This window comes from Streptomyces sp. SLBN-8D4, from assembly GCF_049739545.1.
Taxonomy (GTDB): domain Bacteria; phylum Actinomycetota; class Actinomycetes; order Streptomycetales; family Streptomycetaceae; genus Streptomyces; species Streptomyces canus_C.
The window spans coordinates 3,678,347-3,704,100 of the sequence record NZ_JBMGQC010000001.1; the positions used below are offsets into that span (position 1 = coordinate 3,678,347).

Sequence of the window (25,754 nt, forward strand, 5' to 3'; positions counted from 1 at the left end):
CGCCGGGGCACTTGATCTCCTCGGCTCGCTCAACTTTAGACGGAATCTAAGCTAGGATGGTTTCCTGACTGCACAGGAGGCCATCCCATGTACGAACCGATCCGCACCAAGTCGGTCCACTCCACGATGGCCGACACCCCCTCCGACTTCCCCCACCGCTCCCGTGAGGAAGAGCTGGACATCCAGCTCGCGGGCCATCTCGCCGCCCTGCTCGCCGTCACGGACGAGCTGCGTGCGCTGGCCCCGTCCGCCGACCTGGACACCGCGGCCGAGCGGCTCGCCGAGCAGGTGGCCCGGCTGCGGGGCGGCGGCACACCGGCCCGCGCCTCGCTGACCTCGGTCACTGCGGAACCGCACCTCACCGACCTGCACCGGCGTGCCCACGCGGTGGCCGGGCGCGCGCTGCTCGTGGCGGCGTCCCGCGCGGACACGGCGGCGGCGATCCTGGCGGCGGAGCGGATGGACTCCCACGCGGCGGCCCTGGAGCCCCGCGAACTCGCCACCCACTGAGCCGTACGGCTCCACTGAGTCATACGGCTCCCTCAACGGCCCCGGTCCGCGCGCATCCGTAGCGACGTGCGGACCGGGCGCCATGTTTGTCAGAAGATCTCCCTGCGTACATTCGGGTGGACCGCGCGGCCCATGCTCCTGCCAAGCAGCGGCAAGGTCGCCACGGCCTCGTAACGTCGATGGACATGGCACTCGTCCAGGGAGCATCAGTTGACGTCGACCGCGACACCCAGGTTCTCCGTCTTCACCCCCAGCCACCGGCCCCGTTTCCTCGATGAGTGCCTGACGACCCTGCAAGCGCAGACCTGTTCGGACTGGGAGTGGATCGTCCTGCTCAACAACGGCGCCCGGTGGCGGCCGGAGCAGCCCGACGACAGAGTCCGGGTGGAGATCGCCGACGAGATCGTCGGGGTCGGAGCGGCGAAACGCAGGGCCTGTGAACTGGCGCGCGGCGAGATCCTCGTGGAACTCGACCACGACGACCTGCTGGCGAAGGCGTGCCTGGCGGAACTCGGCAAGGCCTTCGACGCGCATCCCGACGCCGTGTTCGTCTACAGCAACACCGCGCAGATCGCGGAGGACGGGAAGCGCGACGACAGTCGCTTCAACGAGGAGCACGGCTGGCACTACGAGGACGTGCGCGTGGACGGGCGCAAGCTGCTGCAAGTCAGGTCCATGGCTCCGACCCCGCACAACGTCGCCTACATCTGGTACGCGCCCAACCACGTGCGTGCGTTCCGCAAGGACGCCTACGACAAGGCCGGAGGGTACGACGCGGCTCGCACGGTCCTCGACGATCAGGACCTGATGTGCCGTCTCTACCACATCGGCGACTTCCACCACATCCCCCGCTGTCTGTACCTCCAGCGGATGCACCCTGCGAACACCCAGCGCGACCCGGAGATCAACGCGCACATCCAGCGTGAGACGGTCGCCCTGTACGACAAGTACATCGAGGCCAACGCCCTCGCCTGGACGTACCGGAGGGGACTCGTCGCGCTGGACCTCGGCGCGGCCCGCCGCAAGCCGCCCGGCTACGTCGGCGTGGACAAGTACCGGGCGGAGGGCGTCGACATCGTCGCGACCCTGCCCGGCAAAGTGGACCTGCCCGACGACTCCGTCGGCCTGGTGCGGGCCGTGAACTTCCTCGAGCACGTGCCCGCGAAGGTGCCTCTGATCAACGAGTTGTACCGGCTGCTGGCGCCGGGCGGCATGCTCCTGACGGTGACACCCAGCTCCGACGGCCGGGGCGCGTACCAGGACCCGAGTCACGTCGCCTACTACAACGAGAACTCGTTCTGGTACTACACGGACAACCACTACCGCGCCTTCGTGCCCGACCTGGAGGCGCGGTTCCAGAGTTCGCGCCTTGCCACCTTCTTCCCGTCCGAGTGGCACTCCGAGAAGAACATCTCGTATGTGCTCGCCAACCTCATCGCGGTCAAGGGCGGCGCCGAACGGTGCGGCGGCCCGCTGCTGGTCTAGGGGACACGGCGCCCATGGTTCTCGGAGCCTGCCTCCGCCCCGTGGTACGCCGGTCGGGTTCGAGGTGCCACCACTGAAACGGTGCCCCCGCGGCCGAAGCCTCGGGGGCACCGCTCAGAGGGGAGTTACGGGGTCACATCAGCGCAGACCACGTACGCGGTGATGGGGCTGCCTGCGGTGGTGATGCCCTGCCATCCATTGGGAGGCGTCGTCGGGGTGCCGCCGAGCGGGTAGCTCCCGGTGAGGGGCGTTGAGGTCAGAGCCCCGCCTCCGGTGGCGACATCGGTGCCGTTACAGCTGACGGTCGCCGTCCCCAGGGCGGTGGCGGTGTTGACGTAGGAACTGCCGACCGAGCCCTGAGCGCCCTGAGCACCCTGCGCGCCCTGAGCACCCTGAGCACCCTGAGCACCCTGCGCGCCCTGAGCACCCTGAGCACCCTGCGCGCCCTGAGCACCCTGCGCGCCCTGCGCGCCCTGAGCACCCTGCGCGCCCTGCGCGCCCTGTGGGCCACGCGGACCCTGCGGCCCCCGCGGACCCTGCGCCCCATGCGGACCCTGCGGCCCCCGCGGGCCCTGCTTGCCCTCGGAGCCGTGGCCGTTGCCCTGGATGCTGCGAAGGTCGGTGCCGTCCTGATGCAATGCCGCCTGCCCGTCGGAGCCGGCCCTGCGGATCGCGTCGGCGATGGCGCCGGTGGGGGCGTTGTTCGGGCGCAGGTGCGGCACGGCGCGGTCGGCGCTGGACCCCTGCATCGCGTCGGCGACAGCGACCGTGCTCGGGACGACGCTGAGCGCCACGGCGACGGCGCCCACCGACACCATCGTCGCTGATCGCAGGCGCGAGATTCTGATCGTTCTGCGGTTCAAGAGAACCTTCCTCACGATTGGGAGGGATCAGACCGTAAGCACACACGGAGTGCATTTCGATTCGCTTGCGTGTCTCATCCCTTATGGGTACATACGAGGCACTTCTTCCCCCTTCATGGAAAAATGATGATGCATCCGCCCTTTCTGTGGACAAAGGCCACCCAAGCGACATCGATACTGTTGGCGCCCGTTCACAACACCGCCGAACGGGTGACATTGACCGAATATCAGGGAACCGAAGTGTCGAGGGCCTCGTGCCGTCCTGCGGCTGCGGGTGCTTCGTGGCTGGTCGCGCAGTTCCCCGCGCCCCTGCAGGGCGCCCGTGTTGATCCGGGACCGGTACTACACCTCCCGTTCACCCGGATCGCCCAGGAACTTACCGTTCCGGGAGCACGCTCCCCGGCGTGAGACGAATCGCAGGGATCGTCCTCGCGGTCCTGCTGATCGGCGGCGTGGTGGCAGCCGTCGTAGCGGGCCGGGAAGCGGACGACAAGGGCACGGCAACGAAGACCGTGCGTGGAGTGATCGGATCGGAGAAGGCGGAGTTTTTCGAAGATCCCGATGTGGTGAAGGCCCTCGCCGCCAAGGGCTACACCGTGAAGGCCGAGACCTCCGGGTCCTGGGCCATGGAGGGACTGGACCTCGGCGGGTACGACTTCGCCTTCCCGTCCAGCCAGGCACCGGCCGCCGAACTCGCCGCGAAGCACGGGGTACGGGGGACCCTCCCGCGGCCCTTCTACTCGCCCCTGGTCGTCGTGGCCCACAAGAACGCCGCCGAGGTCCTGGCGCGCAACGGCCTGGCCACGCTGGACGCCGAACACCGCGGCACCCTCAAGATGGCCGCCTATGTCGACGCGGCCCGCGAGGACCGCACCTGGCAGCAGCTCAAGGGAGCCGACAAGTACGGGGAGTTGACCGGCACCCTCTACCTCTCCAGCACCGACCCGGAGACCTCCAACTCCGGCGCCCTCTACCTCGCCGCCGCCTCCTACGTGGCGAACGGCGGCAAGGTCGTCGCGAGCGACACGGAGGTCAAGAGGGCAACTCCCCTGCTGCACAAGCTCGTCAGCGTGCAGGGCGCCCAGCAGTCCAGCACGGACGCGGCCTTCCGGGACTTCGTCAGCGGGGCCGGCAATCCGCTCGTCCTGGTCTACGAGTCCCAGGTCGCCGCGCTCCTCGCGGCCGGGCAGCACCCCGACGACCTGGTCGTCCTCTACCCGGACACCACGGTCAACAGCGACCACACGGTCGTACCGCTGACCGAGAACGGCCAGGCCGTCGCCGGACTCCTCGCCACCGACCCGCGGTTGCGTGAGCTGGAGGTCCGGCACGGGTTCCGGCCGCAGGGCGAGGCCACCGAGTTCGCCTCGGCCACCACCTATCTCAAGCAGGAACTGACCGGCGTCCGCCAGGCGCCCGTGCCCACCTCCGCGGTGCTGCACGAGCTGGCGCGACGGGCCCGGGGATGACGGGGGGACAGCACCGATGACATCCATGAACTCCATGAACGACAACGACACCTTCACGCTCACTCCGCCCGAGCCCGTGGCCGCCGTGCCGCGCGAGAGGGCCGGCGGGCTCGTCCCCGTCGACGACTCCGTGCGGACCGACATGGCCAGGAAGGCCGCCGCGTACGTCGAGGGACTCGCGACGCTCGACGCCCGCTCGCCCGAGTTCGCCGGCAAGGTCGGTGAGATCACCGCGCTCGGCGCCGGCGAACTGCGGGGCGCCGCCGCGCAGTCCAACCGGATGCTGGAGCGGACCGTGCGCAGCCTGCCGGACAAGGGCGGGGACGCCCAGTCCCAGGTCGCCGGATCGCTCGTCGAACTGCGGCGCGTGGTCGAGGACCTGGACCCGAGGGACCTGTCCGCCGCCAAGGGCCGCAAGTTCCTGTCCCGGCTCCCCGGCGGCAACAGGCTGCGCGACCACGTCGCCAAGTACGCCTCCGCGCAGGGGACGTTGAACAGGATCGTGGGCTCGCTGCGCGGCGGCCAGGACGAACTGCGCCGGGACAACGCCGCGTTGCAGACCGAGCGGGTCCGCCTGTGGGAGACCATGGGCAAGCTCCAGGAGTACGTCGTGCTGACCGAGGCCCTGGACGCGGCCGTCGAGCAGCACATTGTTGCCGTAGGAGATCCCGGGGCGGCCGACTCGCTCCGCGCCGACGTGCTCTTCCCGGTCCGGCAGAAGCACCAGGACCTGCTCACCCAGCTCGCCGTCTGCGCCCAGGGCTACCTCGCCATGGACGTCGTACGGCGCAACAACGAGGAGCTGATCAAGGGCGTCGACCGGGCGGCCACGACCACCGTGTCGGCCCTGCGGATCTCCGTGATGCTGGCCTCCGCGCTCGACAACCAGAAGAAGGTCGTCGAGCAGGTCAACGCCCTGCGCGGGACGACCGAGGACCTCATCCGGGGCAACGCCGAGATGCTCGCGACCCAGAGCGGGGAGATCCAGCGCATCGCGGCCGACCCGGCGGTCGGCGCCGAGACCCTCCGGTCCGCCTTCCAGCAGATCTACCGGACCCTGGACGCGATCGACACGTACAAGGTCCAGGCGACCGAGGCGATGGCGGCGACCGTGGAGTCGCTGGCGTCGGAACTCCAGCACGCCGGCGCCTACTTGGAGCGCAGCCGGTCGCAGGGCGCCCTGGAAGGGGGCCTGGGATGAGACGACGCGCGGTGGCCGCCTGCCTGGCGGCGCTCGGCCTGCTCACCGCCTGCACGACCCAGGACGACGGGATCAGCGGTCTCTCGACGCCCGGCGTTCCCGGGCCCGCCGAGCCGGGCACGCTCCGCGTCCTCTCCTCCAGTGAGCTGAGCGACATGGCCCCGGTCCTCGCCCAGGTCGAGAAGGACACCGGCGTCAAGGTGAAGCTGAATCCCATCGGCACGCTGGACGCCGTGCGGATGCTGGCCGAGGGGAAGACCGACGGTCGGTACGACGCCCTGTGGCTGTCCTCGAACGACTACCTCCGGCTGCACCCCGAGGCTGCGCGGAAGGTGGTCTCCGAGACGCCCGTCATGTCGAGCCCGGTCGCGATCGGGGTGCGGTCCGCGACGGTGAAGGCGCTCGGCTGGAGGCCCGCCGACGTCACCTGGTCCCAGGTCGAACAGGCCGTCCAGGACGGGAGGCTGACGTACGGCATGACCGACCCGGCCCGCTCGAACTCCGGCTTCTCCACGCTGGTCTCGGTCGCCTCGGCCCTCTCCGGCGCCCAGTCGGCGCTGACCGACGCGGACGTCACGAAGGCCACGCCCCGGCTGAAGGAGTTCTTCAAGGGCCAGAAGCTGACCTCGGGTTCCTCGGGCTGGCTGGCGGCGGCCTACGACCGGCGCGGTGACGTCGACGCCCTGCTCAACTACGAGTCCGTCCTCATGGGCATCCCGGGCCTGACCGTGATCCGCCCGCGCGACGGCGTGATCACCGCCGACTACCCGCTCACCTCGCTCAGGTCCACGAGCGCGCGGACCCGCGAGGACGTCCGCCGCGTGACCGAGGACCTGCGCACCGAGAGGATCCAGCGGCAGGTCACCGCACACACCCACCGCCGCCCGGTGGTCGCCTCGGTACCTCCGGCCGGCGGCCTGGACACCACCCGCCGCCGTGAACTGCCCTTCCCGGGCACCCGTTCCGTCGCCGACGGCCTGCTCGACTCCTACGAGAACGAACTGCGCCGCCCGTCGCGGACCGTGTACGTCCTGGACACCTCGGGCTCGATGGAGGGCGACCGCCTGGACCGCCTCAAGACGGCCCTCACCGACCTCACCGGCGACTTCCGCGAACGCGAGGAGGTCACGTTGATGCCGTTCGGTTCCCAGGTCAAGAGCGTGCGGACCCACGTGGTCGAGCCGACGGACCCGCGGGCCGGCCTGGCCGCCATCCGGGAGGACACCTCGGCGCTCTCCGCGGACGGCGACACCGCGATCTACACCTCGCTGGAGAAGGCGTACGGCCATCTCGGCGCCGGCCGCGACGCGTTCACGTCGATCGTGCTGATGACGGACGGCGAGAACACGGCCGGGGCGAAGGCGCGGGACTTCGACGCCTTCTACGCCCGGCTCGGCCGGGAGGCCCGGGACACCCCCGTCTTCACCATCCTCTTCGGCGACTCCGACCGCTCGGAGCTGGCCCACATCGCCGACCTGACCGGCGGCCGCCTCTTCGACGCCCGGCGGGGCTCGCTGGACGGCGCCTTCGAGGAGATCCGTGGCTATCAGTAGATACCTGGAGTCCCGCAAGAACATCGCGGGCAGCGCGTGCGGGCTGGCGGGCCTGGTCCTGACCTTCACGGGGGTGGCGGGCCCGTACTGGCCCGTGGTCGTGGCCGGGCTCTACGGCGCGGGCGCGCTGGTCGCCCCGCCGGAGCGTCCCGCGCTGCCGGACCTGCCGGACCCGTCGGCCCAGCTGGATCAGGTGCGGGCGGACTTCGAGGAGGTCCGCGCCTACCTGTCGGACATCGACCTGTCGGTCACGGCGGCGGCCCGGCTGCGTGAACTGACGGAACTCCTGTCGGCGTTGCTGGACCGCGGCTGGTCCACGGAGCTCCTGGCGCACGACCCGGAGAGTGTCCACGCGTTGTCCCGGATCGTGCGCCGGGACCTCCCGGAGGCGGTGGACAGCTTCGCCCGGACCCGCTGGTGGACGAGGATGACACCGGGCACGGAGTCCCCCGAGCTCCATCTGGAACAGCAGCTGAGCTTGATGAAGAAGGACGCGGAGCACCTGGCGGCGGGCCTCAGGGACGCGGAGGCCAGGCGGCAGGAGACCCACACCCGCTACCTGGAGGAACGGTCGGACCGTTAGCGGCGCGGTGAACGGCGAGGGCCCGCCCTCACCGGCTTCCCGTCGGGGCGGACGGGAAAGGTGCGGGCGGGCCCACAGCCGCACACGCCGTTGTGTGCGGCCTCGCCGTACTCAAACCGCGGCCGGCCGTGACGATACAGCTGGTCAGGGCACGATCGGAGCCGGCCGCGGCGTCTTGTCGGGACCTCAGCCCAGGCGCTCCACCAGTGCCCGGTACTCGTCCCACAGCTCCTTCGGGGTGTGGTCGCCGAAGGTGTTGAGGTGCTCGGGAATCAGCGACGCCTCCTCCCGCCACACCTCCTTGTCGACCGTGAGCAGGAACTCCAGGTCGGAGTCGGCCAGGTCGAGGCCCTTGGTGTCGAGGGAGTCCTTGGCCGGCAGGACACCGATCGGCGTCTCGACGCCCTCGGCCTTGCCCTCCAGCCGCTCCACGATCCACTTCAGGACGCGGCTGTTCTCGCCGAAGCCGGGCCAGACGAACTTGCCCTCGTCGTTCTTGCGGAACCAGTTGACGTAGTAGATCTTCGGCAGCTTCGACTGGTCCTTGCCCTTGGCCACGTCGACCCAGTGCCCCATGTAGTCGCCCATGTTGTAGCCGCAGAACGGCAACATGGCGAAGGGGTCACGGCGCAGCTCGCCGACCTTGCCCTCGGCGGCGGCGGTCTTCTCGGAGGCCACGTTGGCGCCGAGGAAGACGCCGTGGTTCCAGTCGAAGGACTCCGTCACCAGCGGCACCGCCGAGGCGCGCCGGCCGCCGAAGAGGATCGCCGAGATCGGCACGCCCTTGGGGTCCTCCCACTCGGGCGCGATGATCGGGCACTGCTCGGCGGGGGTGGTGAAGCGGGCGTTGGGGTGGGCGGCCGGGACCCCGGAATCCGGGGTCCAGTCGTTGCCCTTCCAGTCGGTGAGGTGGGCCGGGGTCTCCTCCGTCATGCCCTCCCACCAGATGTCGTTGTCGTCGGTGAGAGCGACGTTGGTGAAGACCGAGTTGCCCCACAGCGTCTTCATCGCGTTGGCGTTGGTGTGCTCACCGGTGCCGGGCGCGACGCCGAAGAAGCCGGCCTCGGGGTTGATCGCGTAGAGGCGGCCGTCCTCGCCGAACCGCATCCAGGCGATGTCGTCGCCGATGGTCTCCACGGTCCAGCCGGAGATCGTGGGCTCCAGCATGGCGAGGTTGGTCTTGCCGCAGGCGGACGGGAACGCGGCGGCGACGTACTTGGACTTGCCCTGCGGCGGGGTGAGTTTGAGGATGAGCATGTGCTCGGCGAGCCAGCCCTCGTCGCGGGCCATCACCGACGCGATGCGCAGGGCGTAGCACTTCTTGCCGAGCAGGGCGTTGCCGCCGTAGCCGGAGCCGTAGGACCAGATCTCGCGGGACTCCGGGAAGTGCGAGATGTACTTGGTGGAGTTGCACGGCCAGGGAACGTCCTCCTGGCCCTCCTCCAGCGGCGCCCCGAGGGTGTGCACGGCCTTGACGAAGAAGCCGTCGTCGCCGAGTTCGTCGAGGACCGGCTGTCCCATGCGGGTCATGGTGCGCATGGAGACCGCGACGTACGCGGAGTCGGTGATCTCGACGCCGATCGCGGAGAGATCCGAGCCGAGCGGGCCCATGCAGAAGGGGACGACGTACATCGTCCGGCCCTTCATCGAGCCGCGGAAGACGCCCTGCTCCCCGGCGAAGATGTCCCGCATCTCCCCCGGTGCCTTCCAGTGGTTGGTCGGCCCCGCGTCCTCCTCCTTCTCCGAGCAGATGAAGGTGCGGTCCTCGACGCGCGCGACGTCGGTCGGGTCGGAGGCCGCGTAGTAGGAGTTGGGGCGCTTGATGGGGTCGAGCTTCTTGAAGGTGCCCTTCGCGACGAGCTCCTCGCACAGGCGCTCGTACTCCGCTTCGGATCCGTCACACCAGACCACGCTGTCCGGCTGGGTCAGTTCGGCGATCTCGTTCACCCACGAGATCAGTTCCTTGTGCTGGGTGGGGATGACGGGGGGAGCCGCGATGTCGCGCGCCACGATTGCTCCTAGATGAGGGATTTTTTGTTTGGAGGCCCCGTGGGGGCTGCGACCCGGATGCTTCTCGTGCCTTTTCGGTGGTGACCTTGGCGCTCATCCGGTGCCGACCGCACTCATTTGATCATCCGACTGAAGCGCCCATCTGTCCAGAGGGCATCACAGGTGAGCGGAGTGAGGATCGCCACGCTTTACATGGACACAGCGCGTTTATTTGCGTGCACTTAGCGTTCAGCCAACCGTTTCTTTACTGGTCAACTCCCGTGAGACGATGGCCACTCTCGACCGTTCCGCGCGCAGTACTCATGCGTAACTTACGGTCCCGTAGGTACGATGCCGGGCATGACGCCGCCCGCCCCCGACGCCAACGCACCGTCCCTGCCCCACCAGATCAAGCAGCACGCCCACGACCTGGCCGAGCCCATCAAGCCGAAGCTGCGCGGCTGGCTCCACCTCGGCATGTTCCCGACCGCACTGATCGCGGGGCTGACGCTCACCGCCCTCGCGGACTCCACCAGAGGCCGGATCGCCTGCGGGATCTTCGCCCTGACCGCCTGCCTGCTGTTCGGCGTCAGCGCGCTGTACCACCGGGGCACCTGGAGCCCCCGCATGGACGGCGTCCTGCGACGGCTGGACCACGCCAACATCTTCCTGATCATCGCGGGCACCTACACGCCGCTGACCATGCTGCTCCTGCCGGGCAGCAAGGGGCGCTGGCTGCTGTGGGGCATCTGGGGTGCGGCCGTGGCCGGCATCCTCTTCCGGGTCTTCTGGGTCGGCGCCCCGCGCTGGCTCTACACCCCCTGCTACATCGCGATGGGCTGGGCCGCGGTCTTCTTCCTGCCCGACTTCATGCGCGCCGGCGGGGTCGCGGTCCTGGTCCTGGTCGTCACCGGCGGCCTGCTCTACAGCGCGGGCGGCGTGATCTACGGCCTCAAGCGACCGAACCCGTCACCGCGCTGGTTCGGCTTCCACGAGGTGTTCCACTCCCTGACCGTGGCCGCGTTCGCCGTCCACTACGTCGGCATCTCACTGGTGGCGTACCAGCACACGTAGACCGCTGCACACCCTTCCGAGGGCCACGGCTTCCCAGCCGTGGCCCTTTTTGCATGCCCAAGTCGATTGACAGTCCATAGCTTTTGAGAGTTACTCTCATTTTATGGAAACCATCACTCCGGACCCCCGACGCTGGTGGGCCCTGGCCGCCCTCGTCGCAAGCATGCTGACGCTCGGCTTCGACCTGACGATCCTCAACGTGGCCCTGCCGACCATGGCCGCCGACCTCGACGCCGGCACCGGCGCCCAGCAATGGATGGCGGACGCCTACGTCGTCGTCTTCGCGGCCCTGATGCTCCCCGCGGGCCTCCTCGGCGACCGGTTCGGACGGCGCCGGATGCTGATCGCGGGACTCGCGGTCTTCCTCGCCGGCTCCCTGGTCGGCGCACTGGCCGGCGACGTCGACGCGGTCATCGCCGCCCGCGCGCTGATGGGTGTCGGCGGCGCCCTCGTCACCCCGCTCGCGCTCTCCGTGCTGCCCACGCTCTTCGCTCCCGACGAGCGCACCAAGGCCGTCGGCATCGTCTCCGCCGCCTCCGCGCTCGGCCTGCCGCTCGGCCCGATCATCGGCGGCTGGCTGCTGAACCACTTCTGGTGGGGCTCGGTCTTCCTGGTCAACGTCCCGATGGCCGCGATCGGCATCGCCGCCTGCGTCTTCCTGCTCCCCGAGACCCGCGACCCCTCCTCCCCCACGGTCGACGCCCTCTCCACCGCACTCACCGTCACCGGCCTCGGCGCCCTCGTCTACGCGATCATCGAGGCACCCGCCCGCGGCTGGGGCGACCCGCTGGTACTGGGCATGCTCGCGGGATCCGTCGTCCTGATCGCCGGACTCGTGCTGCGCGAACGCCGGGTCCGGCACCCCATGCTCGACATGACCCTGCTCACCCACCGCGGCTTCCTCTTCAACACCATCGCCGCGACCCTCGTGAACTTCGTCCTCTCCGGCCTGCTGTTCGTCCTCCCGCCCTTCCTCCAGGCCGTCCTCGGCCACGACGCCCTCGGCACCGGCGTCCGGCTGCTGCCGATGATGGGCGGACTGCTGGTCGCCTCCCGCCTCGCCCCCAAGGTCGTCACCCGCTTCGGCGCCCGCGCCACGGTCAGCGCCGGCCTGGTGGTCCTGGCCTTCGCCGGGCTCCTGGGCAGCCGCACGACCGCGGACTCCGGCTACGGATTCGTCGCGCTGTGGCTCTCCCTCACCGGCTTCGGCTTCGGCCTCTCGCTCATCCCCGCCATGAACGGCGGCCTCAGCGCCCTGCCCCGCGACCGCGCCGGCAGCGGCTCCGGACTCCTGATGACCATGCGCCAGGTCGGCGGCGCGATCGGCATCGCCCTGCTCGGCAGCCTGCTCGCCTCCACCTTCCGGGACCGCCTCGACGTCACCGGACTGCCCGCACGGGCCGCCGACACCGCCCAGGAGTCCGTGGTCGCCGCCCACCAGGTCGCCCAGCGCACCGGCTCGGCCGACCTGCTGGCCTCCGCGAACAGCGCCTACGTCCACGGCATGGGCGTCGTCCTGCTGGTCTGCGGCATCGCGGCCCTCGTCGCCGCACTCCTCGCGGCCGCGTTCCTGCCGAGCACACCCCGCCCGACCGAGACCCCCACGGACCCGGACATGGCTGCCGAGGAGGCCCATGCCTGAGAATGGCACCCATGACGCCCGTACACTCCACTCCCCCCGCTGACCTCTCCCAGCTGGGACTTCGCGAGCGGAAGAAGATCAAGACCCGGACGGCGATCCGCGACGCGACGTACGCGCTGATCGAGGAACAGGGCTACGAAGCCACCACGGTCGAGCAGATCGCCGAGCGCGCCGAGGTGTCACCGTCCACGGTCTTCCGCTACTTCCCCACGAAGGAGGACATCGTCCTCACGGACGAGTACGACCCCGTCATGCTGGAGGAACTGCTCGCCCGGCCCGCGGACGAACCGTGGATGGAGTCCGTGCGGCACATCCTGCACCGCGCCCTCGAGTTCTCCGAGGTGGACCACGAGGTGACCCGGCTGCGCGCCCATCTGATGATCCAGGTCCCCGCGGTCCGCGCCCGCATGATGGAGAGCATGTCCGTCACCGGCCGCCTGCTCGCCGGCGCCATCGCGGAACGCACCGGCCGGGACGCGGACGACCTGGAGGTACGGGTCCAGACCATGTCCCTGCTCGGCGGCCTCACCGAGATGTACCAGTACTGGGCGGAGAACGGCATGCAGGACGACCTGCACGGCCTCACCGACCGCGCCCTGCACGTCCTGGAACACGGGCTGCCCCCGAAAAAGCCCTGAGCCCACCGCGCGCCCGCATGCCATCCTGACCCGGTGAGCGCCCCCGAGATCCACGTCGAATTCGCCCCGGAACTGGCCCTGTTCGTCCCGCCGGGACGCCGCCTCGGCGCCACCCCGGTCACCACCGACGGCACCTCCTCCCTCGGCCATGTCGTGGAGTCCCTCGGCGTCCCGCTCACCGAGGTCGGCACACTGCGCGTCAACGGCCGCGAGGTGCCGAGGTCGTACGTCCCCTCTGCGGGCGACACCGTCGACGTCCTCCCGGTCGCCCGCCCCCAACAGGTCCCCGGCGCCCCGCTCCGCTTCCTCCTCGACGTCCACCTCGGCACCCTCGCCCGCCGACTGCGCCTCCTCGGCGTGGACACGGCCTACGAGTCCACGGACATCGGCGACCCCGCCCTCGCCACCCGCTCCGCGACCGAGAAACGGATCCTGCTCAGCCGCGACCGGGGCCTGCTGCACCGCCGGGAACTCTGGGCGGGCGCCTTCGTCTACAGCACCCGCCCCGAGGACCAACTCCGCGACATCCTGGACCGCTTCCGCCCCGAACTACGCCCCTGGACCCGCTGCACCGCCTGCAACGGCCTGCTGCGCGAGGCCACCAAGGAGCAGGTCGCGGACCGGCTGGAACACGGCACGGAACGCTCGTACGACGTGTTCGCCCAGTGCGAGGAATGCGGCCGCCCCTACTGGAAGGGCGCACACCACGAACAGCTGGAGGCGATCGTGGCGAACGCCCTGGCGGAGGCTAACCGCCCAACGCCACCCGCAGCGCCTCCACGTCGGTCGTAGGCGCGTCACAGGTGAAGTGCCGGCAGACATAAGCCGTGGGCCGGCCGTCGACGAGGACCCGGTCGGCGAGCAACGGCAGTTCGCCACTGCCCGCGGTCCCCACCGCCACCACCGCACCGGGAGCGGTACCCAGAAGTGCCGTCCGGTGCAGCGCCTTCGTGGCGTCGTCGGCCGGCGTGGGCCCCACGATCGCGACCTCCTTCGGCCCGTCCAGGAACGCCTCAGCGACCGCGAGCCCCCACCCGACGAACCGCGGCACCCGGGGCCCGAGCGTCTTCACCACCCCGAGCGCCTTCTCCGCGCCCTCGCGATGGGGCTCGGACCCGGTCTGCGCGGCGTACGACAACAGCGCCCCCGCAGCCGCCGTCCACCCGGAGGGCACCGCGTTGTCGGTCGGGTCCTGCGGCCGCCGGATCAGCCGCTCGGCGTCGGCGGCGGTGTCGAACAGCGCCCCCTCCGGCCCGGTGAACCGCGTCAGCACGTGGTCGAGCAGGAACCCGGCGAAGTCGAGCCAGACCCCCTCCCCGGTCACCGACGCGAGCGCGAGGAACCCCTCGGCCACATCGGCGTAGTCCTCCAGCACCCCCGCATTGGCGCCCACTTGACCGTCCTTGCTGGTACGGGACAGCCGGACCTGCTCATCCAGATGCAGCCGTACGAGAAGGTCGGCGGCCCCGAGTGCGGCGTCCACCAGGTCGGGCCGGTCGAAGTAGGCACCGGTCTCGGCGAGCGCGGCGATCGCGAGCCCGTTCCACGCGGCGACGACCTTGTCGTCCCGTCCGGGGGCAGGCCGCTGCGCCCGCGCGTCCAGCAGCCGCCGCCTGATCGACTCGACCTTCTCCGCGTCGAACACGGTGTCCTGCTGCGGGAGTTGCAGCACCGACTGCCCGTGCTCGAAGGTGCCCTCCTCGGTGACACCGAAGTACTGGGCGGCGAGCTCGGCATCCTGCTCCCCGAGCACCTCACGCAACTGCTCCGGCGTCCACACGTAGTACGCGCCCTCGACATGCCCGCCCGTCCCGTCGTCGCTGTCGGCATCCAGCGCGGAGGCGAACCCGCCCTCGGCGGTACGCAGTTCCCGCACCATGAAGTCAGCGGTGTCGAGCGCGACCCGACGGGCGAGGTCGGAACCGGTGGCGCGCCAGAGGTGGGCGTAGACGCGGCACAGCAGGGCGTTGTCATAGAGCATCTTCTCGAAGTGCGGCACGATCCAGTCCCGGTCCACGGAGTAGCGGGCGAAGCCGCCGCCGAGCTGGTCGTGGATACCGCCACGGGCCATCCGCTCGCAGGTGTCCTGCGCCATCTGCAGAGCACCCTCGGCACCGGTGCGGGCGTGGTGCCGCAACAGGAACTCCACGACCATCGACGGCGGGAACTTCGGCGCCCCGCCGAAACCGCCGCGCTGCGCGTCGTACTCCCGCGTCAGCCCGAGCAGGGCCGCGGCGAGCTGCTCCTCGCCGGGCGCCTGCGAGTCGCCGTAGGAGATCTCCCGCCCGGCGAGATCCCGCACGATCTTCCCGGCGACCTCGGCGACCTCGTCCCGCCGGTCGGTCCAGGCGGCCCGCACTCCCTCCAGCACCTGCCGGAAGGAGGGCATGCCCTGGCGGGGCGAGGGCGGGAAGTAGGTGCCGAAGTAGAAGGGCTCGGCGTCCGGGGTGAGGAACACGGTCATGGGCCAGCCGCCCTGACCGGTGGCGGCCTGCACGGCCTCCATGTAGACGGCGTCCACGTCAGGGCGTTCCTCGCGGTCGACCTTGACGCTCACGAAATGCTCGTTGAGGAAGTCGGCGGTCGCCCGGTCCTCGAAGGACTCGTGGGCCATGACATGACACCAATGGCAGCTCGAATACCCGACGCTCAGCAGAACGGGTTTGTTCGTCTTCCGCGCCTCCTCGAAGGCCTCGGCCGACCAGGGCCACCAGTCGACCGGGTTGTCCGCGTGCTGGAGGAGGTAGGGGGACGTCTCGTGGGCCAGTCGGTTCGGCATGGGGTCCATCCTGCCGCAGTACCCCTCGGGTCAGGCGTCAGGCGGTCCCGACGGCGATGTCGACAAACCCTCCTCGATAGGGCCGGGATCGCTCGCCCTCTCGCCCAGATGCCCCGTCCGCAGCACACTTGACCAAGAAAGCCGTTGCCGCCGGAGGGGGACTGACATGCGGGACAGCCATCGGGCGGAAGCCGAACGGCTGTTGGGGCGGGCCGTGGAGGAGGAGGTGCGGCGATCGGGCGGGCGGGTCGACGGCGCCGTACTGCTCGCGCGGGCCCGGGGATCGCTGGACGCGATGGCGCAGACGTCCGCCGAGGAGTACGAGGCCTACACGCGCGCGCTGGACGAGGCGCAGGCCGGGCAGCTGACCTTCGGGCAGCGGTATGCGAAGGAGGCGTCCGGGACTCCCCTGCTGGTGGCCGCGGTCGCCGCCCTGGCCGCCGCCGTCGCCGACCTGGCGCTCGGCACCGACGCGGGCACCGCGCTGGGTGCGGGCGTGGTCGTGGGGGTCGTGGGTGCCGCGGCGACCGTGGTGAAGGTGGCCGGTTCGCATCTGCCGGCCGCGCATCACCGGGCGGGCGCGATGGGCCAGCCCGGCGGTCCGGAACAGCTGCGGCTCCAGTGGCTGACGGCCCTGGAGGTACGGGGGATCCGGCCCTTCCTCGACCAGCAGCGGGTGTTGAGCGCGTCGACCGGTCCGAAGAAGGCGGGCCCGCGACTGCGCGGGACGGACAAGAGCGCGGCGGCCCGGGGAAGGAGTGTGCTGGAGCAGTCGTTCGGTCAACTCCCGGAGGGGATCGCTGAGTTCGCGGGCCGACGGACGGAGATGGGCCGGATACGGCAGTGGGTTCAGGCGTCGCGTGCGACCACCGAGACCCGGCCCACGGTGGTCGTGCTGCACGGACCGCCCGGCAGCGGCCGTACGGCACTCGCGGTCCGGGCGGCGCACGATCTCAAGGACTACTTCCGGGGTGCCTGCGTCGTGGACCTGCGCGGCGACAACCCGGAGGAGTCGCCGCTGTCCACCCGGGACGCGCTGATGCATCTGCTGAACCGGCTCGGCGCCCCGCGCGAGCAGTTGTTGTTCCGTGAGCGTTCCTCCCCGGACCAGCAGGTCAAGCGGCTGAGCGAGCTGTACCACCAGCATCTGACCGGTCTGCCGGTGACGATCGTGCTGGACGACGCCTCGGACCCCGAGCAGGTCCGTATCCTCGTCCCCGAGCGTTCCGACAGCCTGGTCCTGGTCACCGCGCGCGAGCCGCTCGGTCTGCCGTCGGACCTCGCCGCCCACGTGCACGAGCTCCCGGTCGACTCCCTGGACGCGGCGGGCGCCGAGGAGCTCCTGGAGGCGGCCGCGCAGTCCGCCACCGGCCCCTACGACGCCCAGTCCGCTGACCGGATCAGGGAGCTGTGCGGCGGTCTGCCGCTGGCCCTGCGCATAGCGGGCTCGTCCCTCGGCCCCCGCTCCCCGCGCCAACTCGCCGCGGATCTGGGGGCGTACGGTCCGGTCGGGCCGGTCGAACGCGCTCTGTGGCTCCGCTACACCGACCAGTCGGAGCCGGCCCGCCGGCTGCTGCGGCGGCTCGCGCTGGCCGGGCGGTCCTCGCTCGGTGCCGCCGCGGCCGCCGCGCTGCTGGCCACCGACGAGACGGAGGCGACCCGGCACCTGGTGGCGCTGGCCCGCGCGGGCCTGATCGACCACGTGCGAGGCAGCCGTTACCGCGTCCACGACGTGGTCCGCGCCTTCGCCCAGGCCCGGTTGCTGGACGAGGAGGAGCCGGCCGAGCGCACGGCCGCGCAGGAGCGTCTCATCGTCAACTACGCCGACCTCGCCGACAACGTGCTGCGCCTGGTCGACGGCAACATGTCGACCCGCTCGGACCGGTTCAGCCCGCACGGCTTCACCTCCCTCGACGAGGCGCTGCGCTGGCTGGACGACGAGTCCAGCTTCATCACGGCGGCGCTGCGGCACGCGGACGGCGTCAACCAGGGGGCGGTCCTCAACCTCCTGGGCGCGCTGTGCGACTACTGCCTGCTGCGCGGCGACCTCTACCGCCTGGGCGAGATCAGCGAGTTGGCGCAGGCGGTGGACCAGGGGCTGCTGGTCCGTTCGGTGCAGTGGCGCACCGGTATCGCCGCCCGCCAGCTGGGCGAGCTGGACAAGGCGCGCACGACCCTGACCTCGGTGGTCGACCTGTACATGGAGGCCCACCACGACGCGGGCGCCGCGCGCGCCCTGTGCTCCCTGGGCATCACCCTGCACCACCAGGGTCATCTGACGGAGGCGGCGGCGAAGCTGCAGGAGGCGCTGGCCCTCCAGTCGCCTCCCGAACTGGCCACGGACCGCGCCTGGACCATGCACGCCCTGGCGGCCGTCGAGCGTGACCGTGGGCGCGTAGCCGAGTCCCTGGACCTCCTCACCCGCTCCCTGGTCCTGCACCACGCCGGCGAGTCCGTCCACGGTGAGGCCTGGGCCCACTTCCAGCTCGGCCAGCTGTCCCTGCGCATGGGCGACATACCACGTGCGGAGTCGGAGCTCAGAACGGCCCTCGACCTGTACGGCCGTACCCGCGACGCGCGCGGCGAGGCGTGGGCGCTGACCCAGCTGGCGCGGGCCCGTCTGGTGGCCGGGGACCCGTCGTCGGCGGTGGACGGTCTGCGCCAGGCGGCCTCCCTGCACCGCGACAACGAGGACGCGCGCGGTGAGGCGTGGACGGTGTACTACCTGGGCCAGGCGCTGGAGGAGACGGGCAACCTGGACCTCGCGGTCCGTGAGCTGGAGCGCTCCCGCACGATGTTCTCCCGCATGCGGGACGTCTATGGCCTGGCCTGCGCCCGCCACCACTCGGCCCGTGTCACCCGTGACCAACGGGCCGCGCAGACGGGCTCGTTGCGCAACTCGGGCTTCGCGCGCCAGCTCCTGGTCGACGCCCGCGCCGACTTCCAGCGCATCGGTGTCGCCCATGGTGAGGCCTGGACCTGCCTGGAACTGGCGGTGGTGGACGCGGGCAACGGCCGTACTCCGCAGGCCCTCGCCCTGTGCGACGAGGCGGCGGCCCTGTTCGCCTCCTACGGCGACCAGCGGGGCGAGGACTGGGCCCGCTTCCTGCGCTGCACGCTGCTGCCGTACGCGGCACCGGGCGGGGTGGAGATCGGCGCCGCGGTCGCCCAGGAGGAACTGGCGGAACTGGGCCGCCGGGAGCACACGGCACGGGACGAGAAGCTGGACGACTACGTGGGGGCGTACGGCCTGCTCCTGGAGCGCGGGGTCAACCTGGACGCGGGCTGGCAGGCATGGCGACTGGGCATGGTCCCGAACCGTCATGCGCGTGAGGTGATGGGGGTGGGGGTGGCCCCGGCACGGGGCTGAGCCGCACGGGCGCAGCCGACACCCGCGGCGGTCTCGGTGGTCCGGGTGCCGGGTGCCGAGTGCCGAGTGCCGGGGAGAGCGGGCAGACGCCTCGGTGATCCGGGGGCCAGGTGCCGGGGAGACCGGAGGGGCGCCTCACTGATCCCGAGGCCCCAGGTGCCGGAGAGAGCGGGCAGGCGCCTCAATGATCCCGAGGCCAGGTACCGGGAGACCGGACGAGCGCCTCGGTGATCCGGAGGCCAGGTACCGGGAGACCGGACGAGCGCCTCGGTGATCCGGAGGCCAGGTACCGGGAGACCGGACGAGCGCCTCGGTGATCCGGAGGCCAGGTACCGGGAGACCGGACGAGCGCCTCGGTGATCCGGAGGCCAGGTACCGGGAGACCGGACGAGCGCCTCGGTGATCCGGAGGCCAGGTACCGGGAGACCGGACGAGCGCCTCGGTGATCCGGAGGTTGGGTACCGGGAGACCGGACGAGCGCCTCGGTGATCCGGAGGCCAGGTACCGGGAGACCGGACGAGCGCCTCGGTGATCCGGAGGTTGGGCGTCTCAGTGCCCCGGAAGCCCGACCTCACAGTGATCCGGAGCGCGTGCGCCCCGATGACCCCACAAGCCGGACCTCCCAGCCACTCCGCAGGCCCAGCACCTCGACAACCCCGCAGGCCCAGCGCCTCAGTGCCCCGGAAGCCGGACCTCACAGTGATCCGCACGCCGACGCCTCGGTGTCCCGGAAACCGGACCTCACGGCGATCCGCACGCCGGGCCGGGGCACGTCTGGTCCCGCCGCCGACGGAGTCGCCCCGTCCGCTGCTGTCCCCGGACCGGGCACGGCCGAGGACGGGAGGGGTGTCCCTCCCGTCCGGGCCGCGTGGTTCAGCCCTTGGCCGGCGAGGCCTTGCCGGACGGACCCTCGGCGGTGTTCTTGCCGGAGGTCTCGTCCGGGGACTCCTGGAAGTCGACCTTGTTCATGTGCTTGCTCATGGACTTCATCAGGGCCCACACCGCCAGGGCCATCGCCGCGAAGACGATGAAGCCGAGGACGCCGGGGGTGACCTTGTCCTCGTCGACCTCCTTGGCGAGGGTCACGAAGTGCGTCATTGCCAGGCTTGCGCTTGCGCTCATGTCAGGCATTGTCGCGGATGCCCGCAAAGAGGTCGTCCTCGGGGAGGGAGGTATCGACGAGGGACTTCGCGAGCTCGTACTCCTCCGTCGGCCAGACCTCCTTCTGGAGCTCCAGCGGGACGCGGAACCAGCCGCCGTCGGGGTCGATCTGCGTGGCGTGCGCGATCAGGGCCTTGTCGCGGATCTCGAAGAACTCCGCGCACGGAATGTGCGTGGTCAGGGTGCGGTCGCGCATCGGCGAGTCGTCCCAGCGCTTGAGCCAGTCCCCGTACGGCGACTCCATGCCCCGCTGGAGCAGCGCGTGGTGCAGCGCCTCGGTGCGGGGGCGGTTGAAGCCCTGGTTGTAGTAGAGCTTGACCGGCTGGTAGGCCGGGCCGAACTCGGACTCGGGGAACTTCTCGGTGTCCGCCGCGCCCTCGAACGCCACCATCGAGATCTTGTGGGTCATGATGTGGTCGGGGTGCGGGTAGCCGCCGTTCTCGTCGTAGGTGGTGATCACCTGGGGACGGAATGCGCGGATCTGCTTCACCAGCTCGCCGGCCGCCTTGTCGACGTCCTCCAGGGCGAAGCAACCCTCGGGCAGCGGCGGCAGCGGGTCGCCCTCGGGCAGGCCGGAGTCGACGAAGCCGAGCCACTCCTGCCGGACGCCGAGGATCTCGCGGGCCTCGTCCATCTCCTTCTTGCGTACCTCGTGGATGTGCTCCTCGATGTACTTGTCGCCCTGGAGCTTCGGATTGAGGATGGAGCCGCGCTCCCCTCCCGTGCAGGTCACGACCAGCACGTCCACCCCCTCGGACACGTACTTCGCCATGGTGGCCGCGCCCTTGCTCGACTCGTCGTCGGGGTGGGCGTGCACGGCCATCAGTCGCAGCTGGTCAGTCAAGACTCAATCCTCGTAGGTCGGCGCCCCCGGTGTCTTCGGGCGCGAACGGCGGCTTCTATAGTGACCGAATCGGGGGACGTTTAATTCCACGGTCTTGGTTTCCCAGGAGACGATCATGAGCACGGCGAGCACGCAGCTGCCCGAGGGCCGGTACGGCCGCTCCTCGGACGAGCGTGCCGACCACAAGCTCAAGATCGCCGGCGCCGTGCTCGGCGCCTTCCTGCTCGCGTTGATCGGTTACTTCGCCTACCACTACGTCGGCCAGAACAAGATCAGCGGCGAGGTGATCGCCTTCGACGCGAAGAACTCGGCGGTCGAGGTGCATCTGGAGGTCCGCAAGGACTCCGGCACCTCCGGCTACTGCACGATCCGCTCGCAGGCGGCGGACGGCTCCGAGGTGGGCCGGGCCGACTTCCGCTTCGGCGGTGACGCCACCCGCATCGACAAGGTCGTCACGCTCCGTACGACGGCCCCGGGCACCACGGCCGAGCTGCTGGGCTGTCACGCCGACTGACGTCACCCCGATACGTGACCGCTGACCTGCGTCGACGTATTTCTGATGGCTTATGTCCTCCCCCTTCGGCTCCTGAATTGTTAGGCTCGTGGTTTCGCCCATCCGTGAAGGAACATTCTTCTGGGTAGGGCGATGCTTTGTATTCCCAGTACCTACGAGGAGCACCTGTGACCCAGACCAGCGAAGACGTCACCTGGCTGACCCAGGAGGCGTACACCAAGCTCAAGGAAGAGCTGGCGTACCTGTCTGGTCCCGCGCGCGAGGAAGTCACCGCGAAGATCGCGGCAGCGCGCGAGGAGGGCGACCTGCGCGAGAACGGCGGGTACCACGCAGCCAAGGAAGAGCAGGGCAAGCAGGAGCTCCGCATCCGCCAGCTGACCCAGCTCCTGGAGAAGGCCAAGGTCGGCGAGGCGCCGACGTCGACGGACGGTGCCGTGGCGCCCGGCATGGTCGTGACGATCGCCTTCGACGGGGACGAGGACGACACGATGACCTTCCTGCTCGCCTCGCGCGAGTACGCGAGCGCTGACGTCGAGACCTACTCGCCGCAGTCCCCGCTGGGCTCCGGCGTGATCGGCCACAAGGTAGGCGAGAACGCGCAGTACGAACTGCCGAACGGCAAGAAGGCCTCCGTGACCATCCTCAAGGCCGAGCCCTACAACGGCTGACCCCGGCCGTCCGTCCTTCTTCGGCGGGCCCCCGGCGCCCTCGCGGCGCCGGGGGCTCTGTCATGCGGTGGTGGAGCGGTACTTGCGGACCGCCAGCGTCCTGAACACGACGATGATCAGGACCGAGTAGATCAGCGAGGCCCAGACCGGGTGCTGCATCGGCCAAGCGCCGGAATGGGACAGGCCCGGGTCGCCGAAGAGCTGTCGGCATGCCTGCACGGTCGCGCTGAAGGGGTTCCACTCTGCGATGTGTCGCAGCCAGGGCGTCATCTGCGCCGAGTCCACGAACGCGTTCGAGATGAACGTCACCGGAAAAAGCCAGATCAGTCCCCCCGAGGTCGCTGCCTCCGGGGTGCGCACAGTCAGGCCGATCAAGGCGCCGATCCACGTGAAGGCGTACCCCAGAAAGAGCAGCAGGGCGAAGCCGCCCAAGATCTTGCCGAAGTTGGTCGGCTCCACGGAACCAGGCCGCCAGCCCACGAGCAGTGCGACGACCGCGAGGACGAGCAGCGTCAGGGCCGTCTGCACGAGATCCGCGACCGTACGACCGGTCAGCACCGCGCCGCGCGCCATAGGCAGCGAGCGGAACCGATCTATGAGGCCCTTGTGCATGTCGTCTGCGATACCGGCACCCGCGCCCGCCGTGGCGAAGGTGACCGTCTGCGCGAAGATGCCCGCCATCAGGAAGTTCTTGTAGACCTGCGGATCTGTGGTGTCACCGATCTTCATCGAGCCGCCGAAGACGTAGGTGAAGAGCACCACGAACATCACCGGCTGGATCAGGCCAAAAAGGACCATCTCGGGAATCCGGGACATCCGAATCAAGTTCCGCCGGGCAATGACCAGGGAGTCGCTCATCATGCTCACTTCGCCTGCTCCTTCCCGGTGCGCTTGGCGACGACCATGGAGTCCCGGAAGGACTGGCTGACGGGGTTCGCGGCCGGTGCGACCCGCGCGGTGTCGGTGACGGCGCTCACTTGGTGGTCTCCTTCTTGTCGCTCTCCTCGTCCTTGACCTCGGCCACGTGTCCCGTCAGGGACAGGAAGACGTCGTCGAGGGTGGGGCGGCGCAGGCCGATGTCGTCTATCTCGATGCCCCGGGTGTCAAGCTCGCGGATGACCTCGGCGAGCAGCTTGGCGCCGCCGGTGACGGGCACGGTGAGCTTGCGCATGTGGTCCTCGACCGTGGTGTCGCCCTTGCCGAAGCCGCGCAGGATCTCCGAGGCGGCCTGGATGTGCTCGCGCTCGTGCACGACGACCTCGACGCGCTCGCCGCCGGTGCGGGCCTTGAGCTGGTCGGAGGTGCCCGTGGCGATGACATGGCCTTGGTCGACGACGGCGATGTCGTGGGCGAGGTGGTCGGCCTCCTCCAGGTACTGGGTGGTCAGCAGCAGGGTCGTGCCCCCGGAGACCAGCTGTTTGATGACCCCCCACAGCAGTTGGCGGTTGCGCGGGTCGAGGCCTGTCGTCGGCTCGTCCATGAACATCACGGGCGGTGAGACCACCAGGGCGGCCGCGAGGTCGAGGCGGCGGCGCATTCCGCCGGAGTAGGTCTTGGTGGGGCGGTCGGCCGCGTCGGCGAGGTCGAACTGCTCCAGCAGCTCGGTCGCGCGCGCCTTCGCCGGCTTGGCCTTCATCTGGTAGAGCTGGCCGACCATCTGAAGGTTCTCGCGGCCGGTGAGGTATTCGTCGACCGCCGCGAACTGGCCGGACAGGCCGATGGAGCGGCGCACGGCGTCGGGGTCCTTGAGGACGTCGATGCCGGCGACGACCGCCGAGCCGCGGTCCGGCTTGAGCAGGGTCGTCAGACAGCGCACAGCTGTCGTCTTGCCCGCGCCGTTCGGTCCGAGGAGGCCCAGGACGGTGCCTTCCGGGACATCGAGGTCGACGCCGTCCAGTGCCTTTACGTCTCCGAAGGTCTTGACCAGGCCTTCGGCATAGATAGCGCCTGGCATATGAGTCTCCACGTCGTCGGGGATTCTGGGGAAAGCCTAGGTTTGTGCGGTTTCCGGCGCCCGTGCTTTTCTTCCGTGGGCGGCGTGAGCGGCGACACGAGACACACCATAACGCGATGTATCGCGTCTCTCAATGGACTTGCCCCAAAGAGTGATGCCTGGCTCCCGGAGGGGTCCTGACCTCAGTCGATGACCGTGTAGCCGGCCTCGCGCAGGGCTCGGCCGACCTCGGCGCAGTGCTCGGGACCCTTTGTCTCCAGATGCAGCTCGACCTCCGCCTCCGCGAGCCCGAGCCGTGGATCGGTCCGGACGTGGCTCACGTCCAGGACATTAGCGTCGACCACTGACAACACCCCGAGAAGCGTCGCGAGGGCACCGGGCCGGTCCGTCAGCCGCAGCCGTACTGCCAGGTAGCGGCCCTGCGCGGACATGCCGTGCCGCAGGACCCGCTGGAGCAGCACCGGGTCGACGTTGCCACCGGACAGCACGGCGACGACCGGGCCCTCGAAGGCGCCCGGGTCGCTCAGCAGAGCGGCGACCGGGCTCGCCCCGGCCGGCTCGACGACCAGCTTGGCCCGCTCCAGACACAGCAGCAGCGCGGCGGACAGCTCGTCCTCGGTCACCGTGCGGACCTCGTCCACGAGTTCGCCCACGATCGCGAACGGCACGTCCCCGGGCCGCCCCACCTTCATGCCGTCGGCCATCGTCGCCGGGTTCTCGATCGACACCGGGTGCCCGGCCGCCAGCGAGGGCGGATACGCGGCCGCGCCCGCAGCCTGCACACCGACGATCCGCACGTCGGGCCTGAGCGCCTTCACGGCGATCGCGACCCCGGCCGCGAGTCCGCCGCCGCCGATCCCGAGGACGACCGTGCGCACCTCCGGGCACTGCTCCAGGATCTCCAGTCCGACCGTGCCCTGGCCCGCGATGACGTCCGGGTGGTCGAAGGGGTGGATGAACACCGCGCCCGTCTCGGCCGCGTACTCCTGCGCGGCGGCCAGGGTCTCGTCGACAACCTGGCCGTGCAGGCGCACCTCGGCGCCGTAGTGCCGGGTGGCGCTGATCTTGGGCAGCGGGGCGCCCTTGGGCATGAACACGGTGGAGCGCACGCCGAGCAGCGTGGACGCCAGCGCCACGCCCTGCGCGTGGTTTCCGGCGCTCGCGGCCACGACACCCGCGGCGCGCTCCTCGGGCAGCAGGCCGGCGATCCGGACGTAGGCGCCGCGGAGTTTGAACGACCCCGTCCGCTGGAGGTTCTCGCACTTGAAGTGCACCGGCGCGCCCACCAGCTGACTCAGATGGCGGCTGCCCTCCATCGCGGTCGTCCGCGCCACGCCCGACAGCATCTTCTGCGCGCCGCGCACGTCGTCGAGCGTCACCGGCGGCACGGGGTGGGCCTTGCGGTAGTTCATGACTCAAGTCTCGCAGTTCACACGCGCGTGTTCGCGCTGTGACCA

21 protein-coding genes are annotated in these 25,754 nt (G+C 70.2%); 13 read left to right on the forward strand and 8 right to left on the reverse strand.

Annotated features, from left to right (window positions below; translation table 11 throughout):
* The first annotated feature begins 87 nt into the window (after nucleotides 1-87).
* Nucleotides 88-510 (forward strand): hypothetical protein, encoded by a 423-nt coding sequence (locus RKD20_RS16315; protein WP_424878367.1) that lies wholly within the window; start codon nucleotides 88-90, stop codon nucleotides 508-510.
* 210 nt (nucleotides 511-720) lie between these two features.
* Nucleotides 721-1,995 carry a glycosyltransferase gene (locus RKD20_RS16320; RefSeq protein ID WP_424878368.1) on the forward strand — a complete coding sequence of 425 codons (1,275 nt, stop codon included), beginning with the start codon at nucleotides 721-723 and terminating at the stop codon, nucleotides 1,993-1,995.
* Nucleotides 1,996-2,120: 125 nt separating this feature from the next.
* Here the strand turns inward: RKD20_RS16320 and RKD20_RS16325 are convergent, their stop codons facing one another.
* The gene (locus tag RKD20_RS16325) at nucleotides 2,121-2,858 is read right to left on the reverse strand and encodes a hypothetical protein (protein WP_424878369.1); all 738 of its coding nucleotides are present in this window, start codon (nucleotides 2,856-2,858) and stop codon (nucleotides 2,121-2,123) included.
* A gap of 404 nt (nucleotides 2,859-3,262) precedes the next feature.
* On the opposite strand from RKD20_RS16325, the gene RKD20_RS16330 reads away from it, so the two are divergent.
* The 4 genes from RKD20_RS16330 to RKD20_RS16345 are packed head-to-tail and all read left to right on the forward strand — an operon-like array spanning nucleotide 3,263 to nucleotide 7,664.
* Nucleotides 3,263-4,327: a hypothetical protein gene (locus RKD20_RS16330; RefSeq protein ID WP_424878370.1), complete on the forward strand. Its 1,065-nt coding sequence runs from the start codon at nucleotides 3,263-3,265 to the stop codon at nucleotides 4,325-4,327.
* A 16-nt stretch (nucleotides 4,328-4,343) separates the two neighbouring features.
* Nucleotides 4,344-5,528, forward strand: a complete 1,185-nt coding sequence (locus RKD20_RS16335) for a toxic anion resistance protein (protein WP_424878371.1) — start codon at nucleotides 4,344-4,346, stop codon at nucleotides 5,526-5,528.
* Nucleotides 5,525-7,081, forward strand: a complete 1,557-nt coding sequence (locus RKD20_RS16340) for a substrate-binding and vWA domain-containing protein (RefSeq protein ID WP_424878372.1) — start codon at nucleotides 5,525-5,527, stop codon at nucleotides 7,079-7,081. Before RKD20_RS16335 ends, RKD20_RS16340 begins: the two co-directional genes overlap by 4 nt.
* Nucleotides 7,068-7,664 (forward strand): hypothetical protein, encoded by a 597-nt coding sequence (locus tag RKD20_RS16345; protein ID WP_424878373.1) that lies wholly within the window; start codon nucleotides 7,068-7,070, stop codon nucleotides 7,662-7,664. The genes RKD20_RS16340 and RKD20_RS16345 overlap by 14 nt, the downstream gene beginning before the upstream one ends.
* A 186-nt stretch (nucleotides 7,665-7,850) precedes the next feature.
* On the opposite strand, the gene RKD20_RS16350 is transcribed toward RKD20_RS16345, so the two are convergent.
* Nucleotides 7,851-9,674 carry a phosphoenolpyruvate carboxykinase (GTP) gene (locus RKD20_RS16350; RefSeq protein ID WP_424878374.1) on the reverse strand — a complete coding sequence of 608 codons (1,824 nt, stop codon included), beginning with the start codon at nucleotides 9,672-9,674 and terminating at the stop codon, nucleotides 7,851-7,853.
* 339 nt (nucleotides 9,675-10,013) lie between these two features.
* Between RKD20_RS16350 and trhA the strand changes: the two genes are divergently transcribed.
* From trhA to RKD20_RS16370, 4 genes are all read left to right on the forward strand, one after another.
* A complete protein-coding gene (gene trhA / locus RKD20_RS16355) occupies nucleotides 10,014-10,727 on the forward strand; it encodes a PAQR family membrane homeostasis protein TrhA (protein ID WP_424878375.1) in 714 nt (237 codons plus the stop codon).
* 103 nt (nucleotides 10,728-10,830) lie between these two features.
* On the forward strand, nucleotides 10,831-12,369 hold the full coding sequence (locus RKD20_RS16360) for an MFS transporter (RefSeq protein WP_424878376.1): 1,539 nt from the start codon (nucleotides 10,831-10,833) through the stop codon (nucleotides 12,367-12,369).
* Between the two features lie 11 nt (nucleotides 12,370-12,380).
* Complete coding sequence (locus RKD20_RS16365) at nucleotides 12,381-13,007, forward strand: TetR/AcrR family transcriptional regulator (protein ID WP_424878377.1); 627 nt, start codon at nucleotides 12,381-12,383, stop codon at nucleotides 13,005-13,007.
* Nucleotides 13,008-13,040: 33 nt separating this feature from the next.
* Nucleotides 13,041-13,799: a Mut7-C RNAse domain-containing protein gene (locus tag RKD20_RS16370; protein WP_424878378.1), complete on the forward strand. Its 759-nt coding sequence runs from the start codon at nucleotides 13,041-13,043 to the stop codon at nucleotides 13,797-13,799.
* On the opposite strand, the gene RKD20_RS16375 is transcribed toward RKD20_RS16370, so the two are convergent.
* Nucleotides 13,756-15,786, reverse strand: coding sequence for a thioredoxin domain-containing protein (locus RKD20_RS16375; RefSeq protein ID WP_424878379.1), 2,031 nt, complete (start codon nucleotides 15,784-15,786; stop codon nucleotides 13,756-13,758). The genes RKD20_RS16370 and RKD20_RS16375 overlap by 44 nt on opposite strands.
* A 166-nt stretch (nucleotides 15,787-15,952) precedes the next feature.
* Here RKD20_RS16375 and RKD20_RS16380 point away from each other — a divergent pair, with 166 nt between their 5' ends.
* A complete protein-coding gene (locus RKD20_RS16380; RefSeq protein ID WP_424878380.1) occupies nucleotides 15,953-19,156 on the forward strand; it encodes a tetratricopeptide repeat protein in 3,204 nt (1,067 codons plus the stop codon).
* Nucleotides 19,157-20,029: 873 nt separating this feature from the next.
* Here RKD20_RS16380 and RKD20_RS16385 read toward each other — a convergent pair.
* Nucleotides 20,030-20,287: a hypothetical protein gene (locus RKD20_RS16385; RefSeq protein WP_007384368.1), complete on the reverse strand. Its 258-nt coding sequence runs from the start codon at nucleotides 20,285-20,287 to the stop codon at nucleotides 20,030-20,032.
* Nucleotides 20,280-21,140: a mycothiol conjugate amidase Mca gene (gene mca / locus RKD20_RS16390; RefSeq protein ID WP_424883230.1), complete on the reverse strand. Its 861-nt coding sequence runs from the start codon at nucleotides 21,138-21,140 to the stop codon at nucleotides 20,280-20,282. Before mca ends, RKD20_RS16385 begins: the two co-directional genes overlap by 8 nt.
* Nucleotides 21,141-21,276: 136 nt before the next feature.
* Here mca and RKD20_RS16395 point away from each other — a divergent pair, with 136 nt between their 5' ends.
* A complete protein-coding gene (locus RKD20_RS16395; protein ID WP_402269122.1) occupies nucleotides 21,277-21,675 on the forward strand; it encodes a DUF4307 domain-containing protein in 399 nt (132 codons plus the stop codon).
* A gap of 167 nt (nucleotides 21,676-21,842) precedes the next feature.
* Nucleotides 21,843-22,343, forward strand: coding sequence for a transcription elongation factor GreA (gene greA, locus RKD20_RS16400; RefSeq protein WP_424878381.1), 501 nt, complete (start codon nucleotides 21,843-21,845; stop codon nucleotides 22,341-22,343).
* 60 nt (nucleotides 22,344-22,403) lie between these two features.
* Here the strand turns inward: greA and RKD20_RS16405 are convergent, their stop codons facing one another.
* From RKD20_RS16405 to ilvA, 3 genes are all read right to left on the reverse strand, one after another.
* Nucleotides 22,404-23,201 carry an ABC transporter permease gene (locus tag RKD20_RS16405; protein WP_424883231.1) on the reverse strand — a complete coding sequence of 266 codons (798 nt, stop codon included), beginning with the start codon at nucleotides 23,199-23,201 and terminating at the stop codon, nucleotides 22,404-22,406.
* A 115-nt stretch (nucleotides 23,202-23,316) separates the two neighbouring features.
* Nucleotides 23,317-24,297, reverse strand: coding sequence for an ATP-binding cassette domain-containing protein (locus RKD20_RS16410; protein ID WP_424878382.1), 981 nt, complete (start codon nucleotides 24,295-24,297; stop codon nucleotides 23,317-23,319).
* Between the two features lie 182 nt (nucleotides 24,298-24,479).
* Nucleotides 24,480-25,709 carry a threonine ammonia-lyase gene (gene ilvA / locus RKD20_RS16415; RefSeq protein ID WP_424878383.1) on the reverse strand — a complete coding sequence of 410 codons (1,230 nt, stop codon included), beginning with the start codon at nucleotides 25,707-25,709 and terminating at the stop codon, nucleotides 24,480-24,482.
* Nucleotides 25,710-25,754 lie beyond the last annotated feature (45 nt).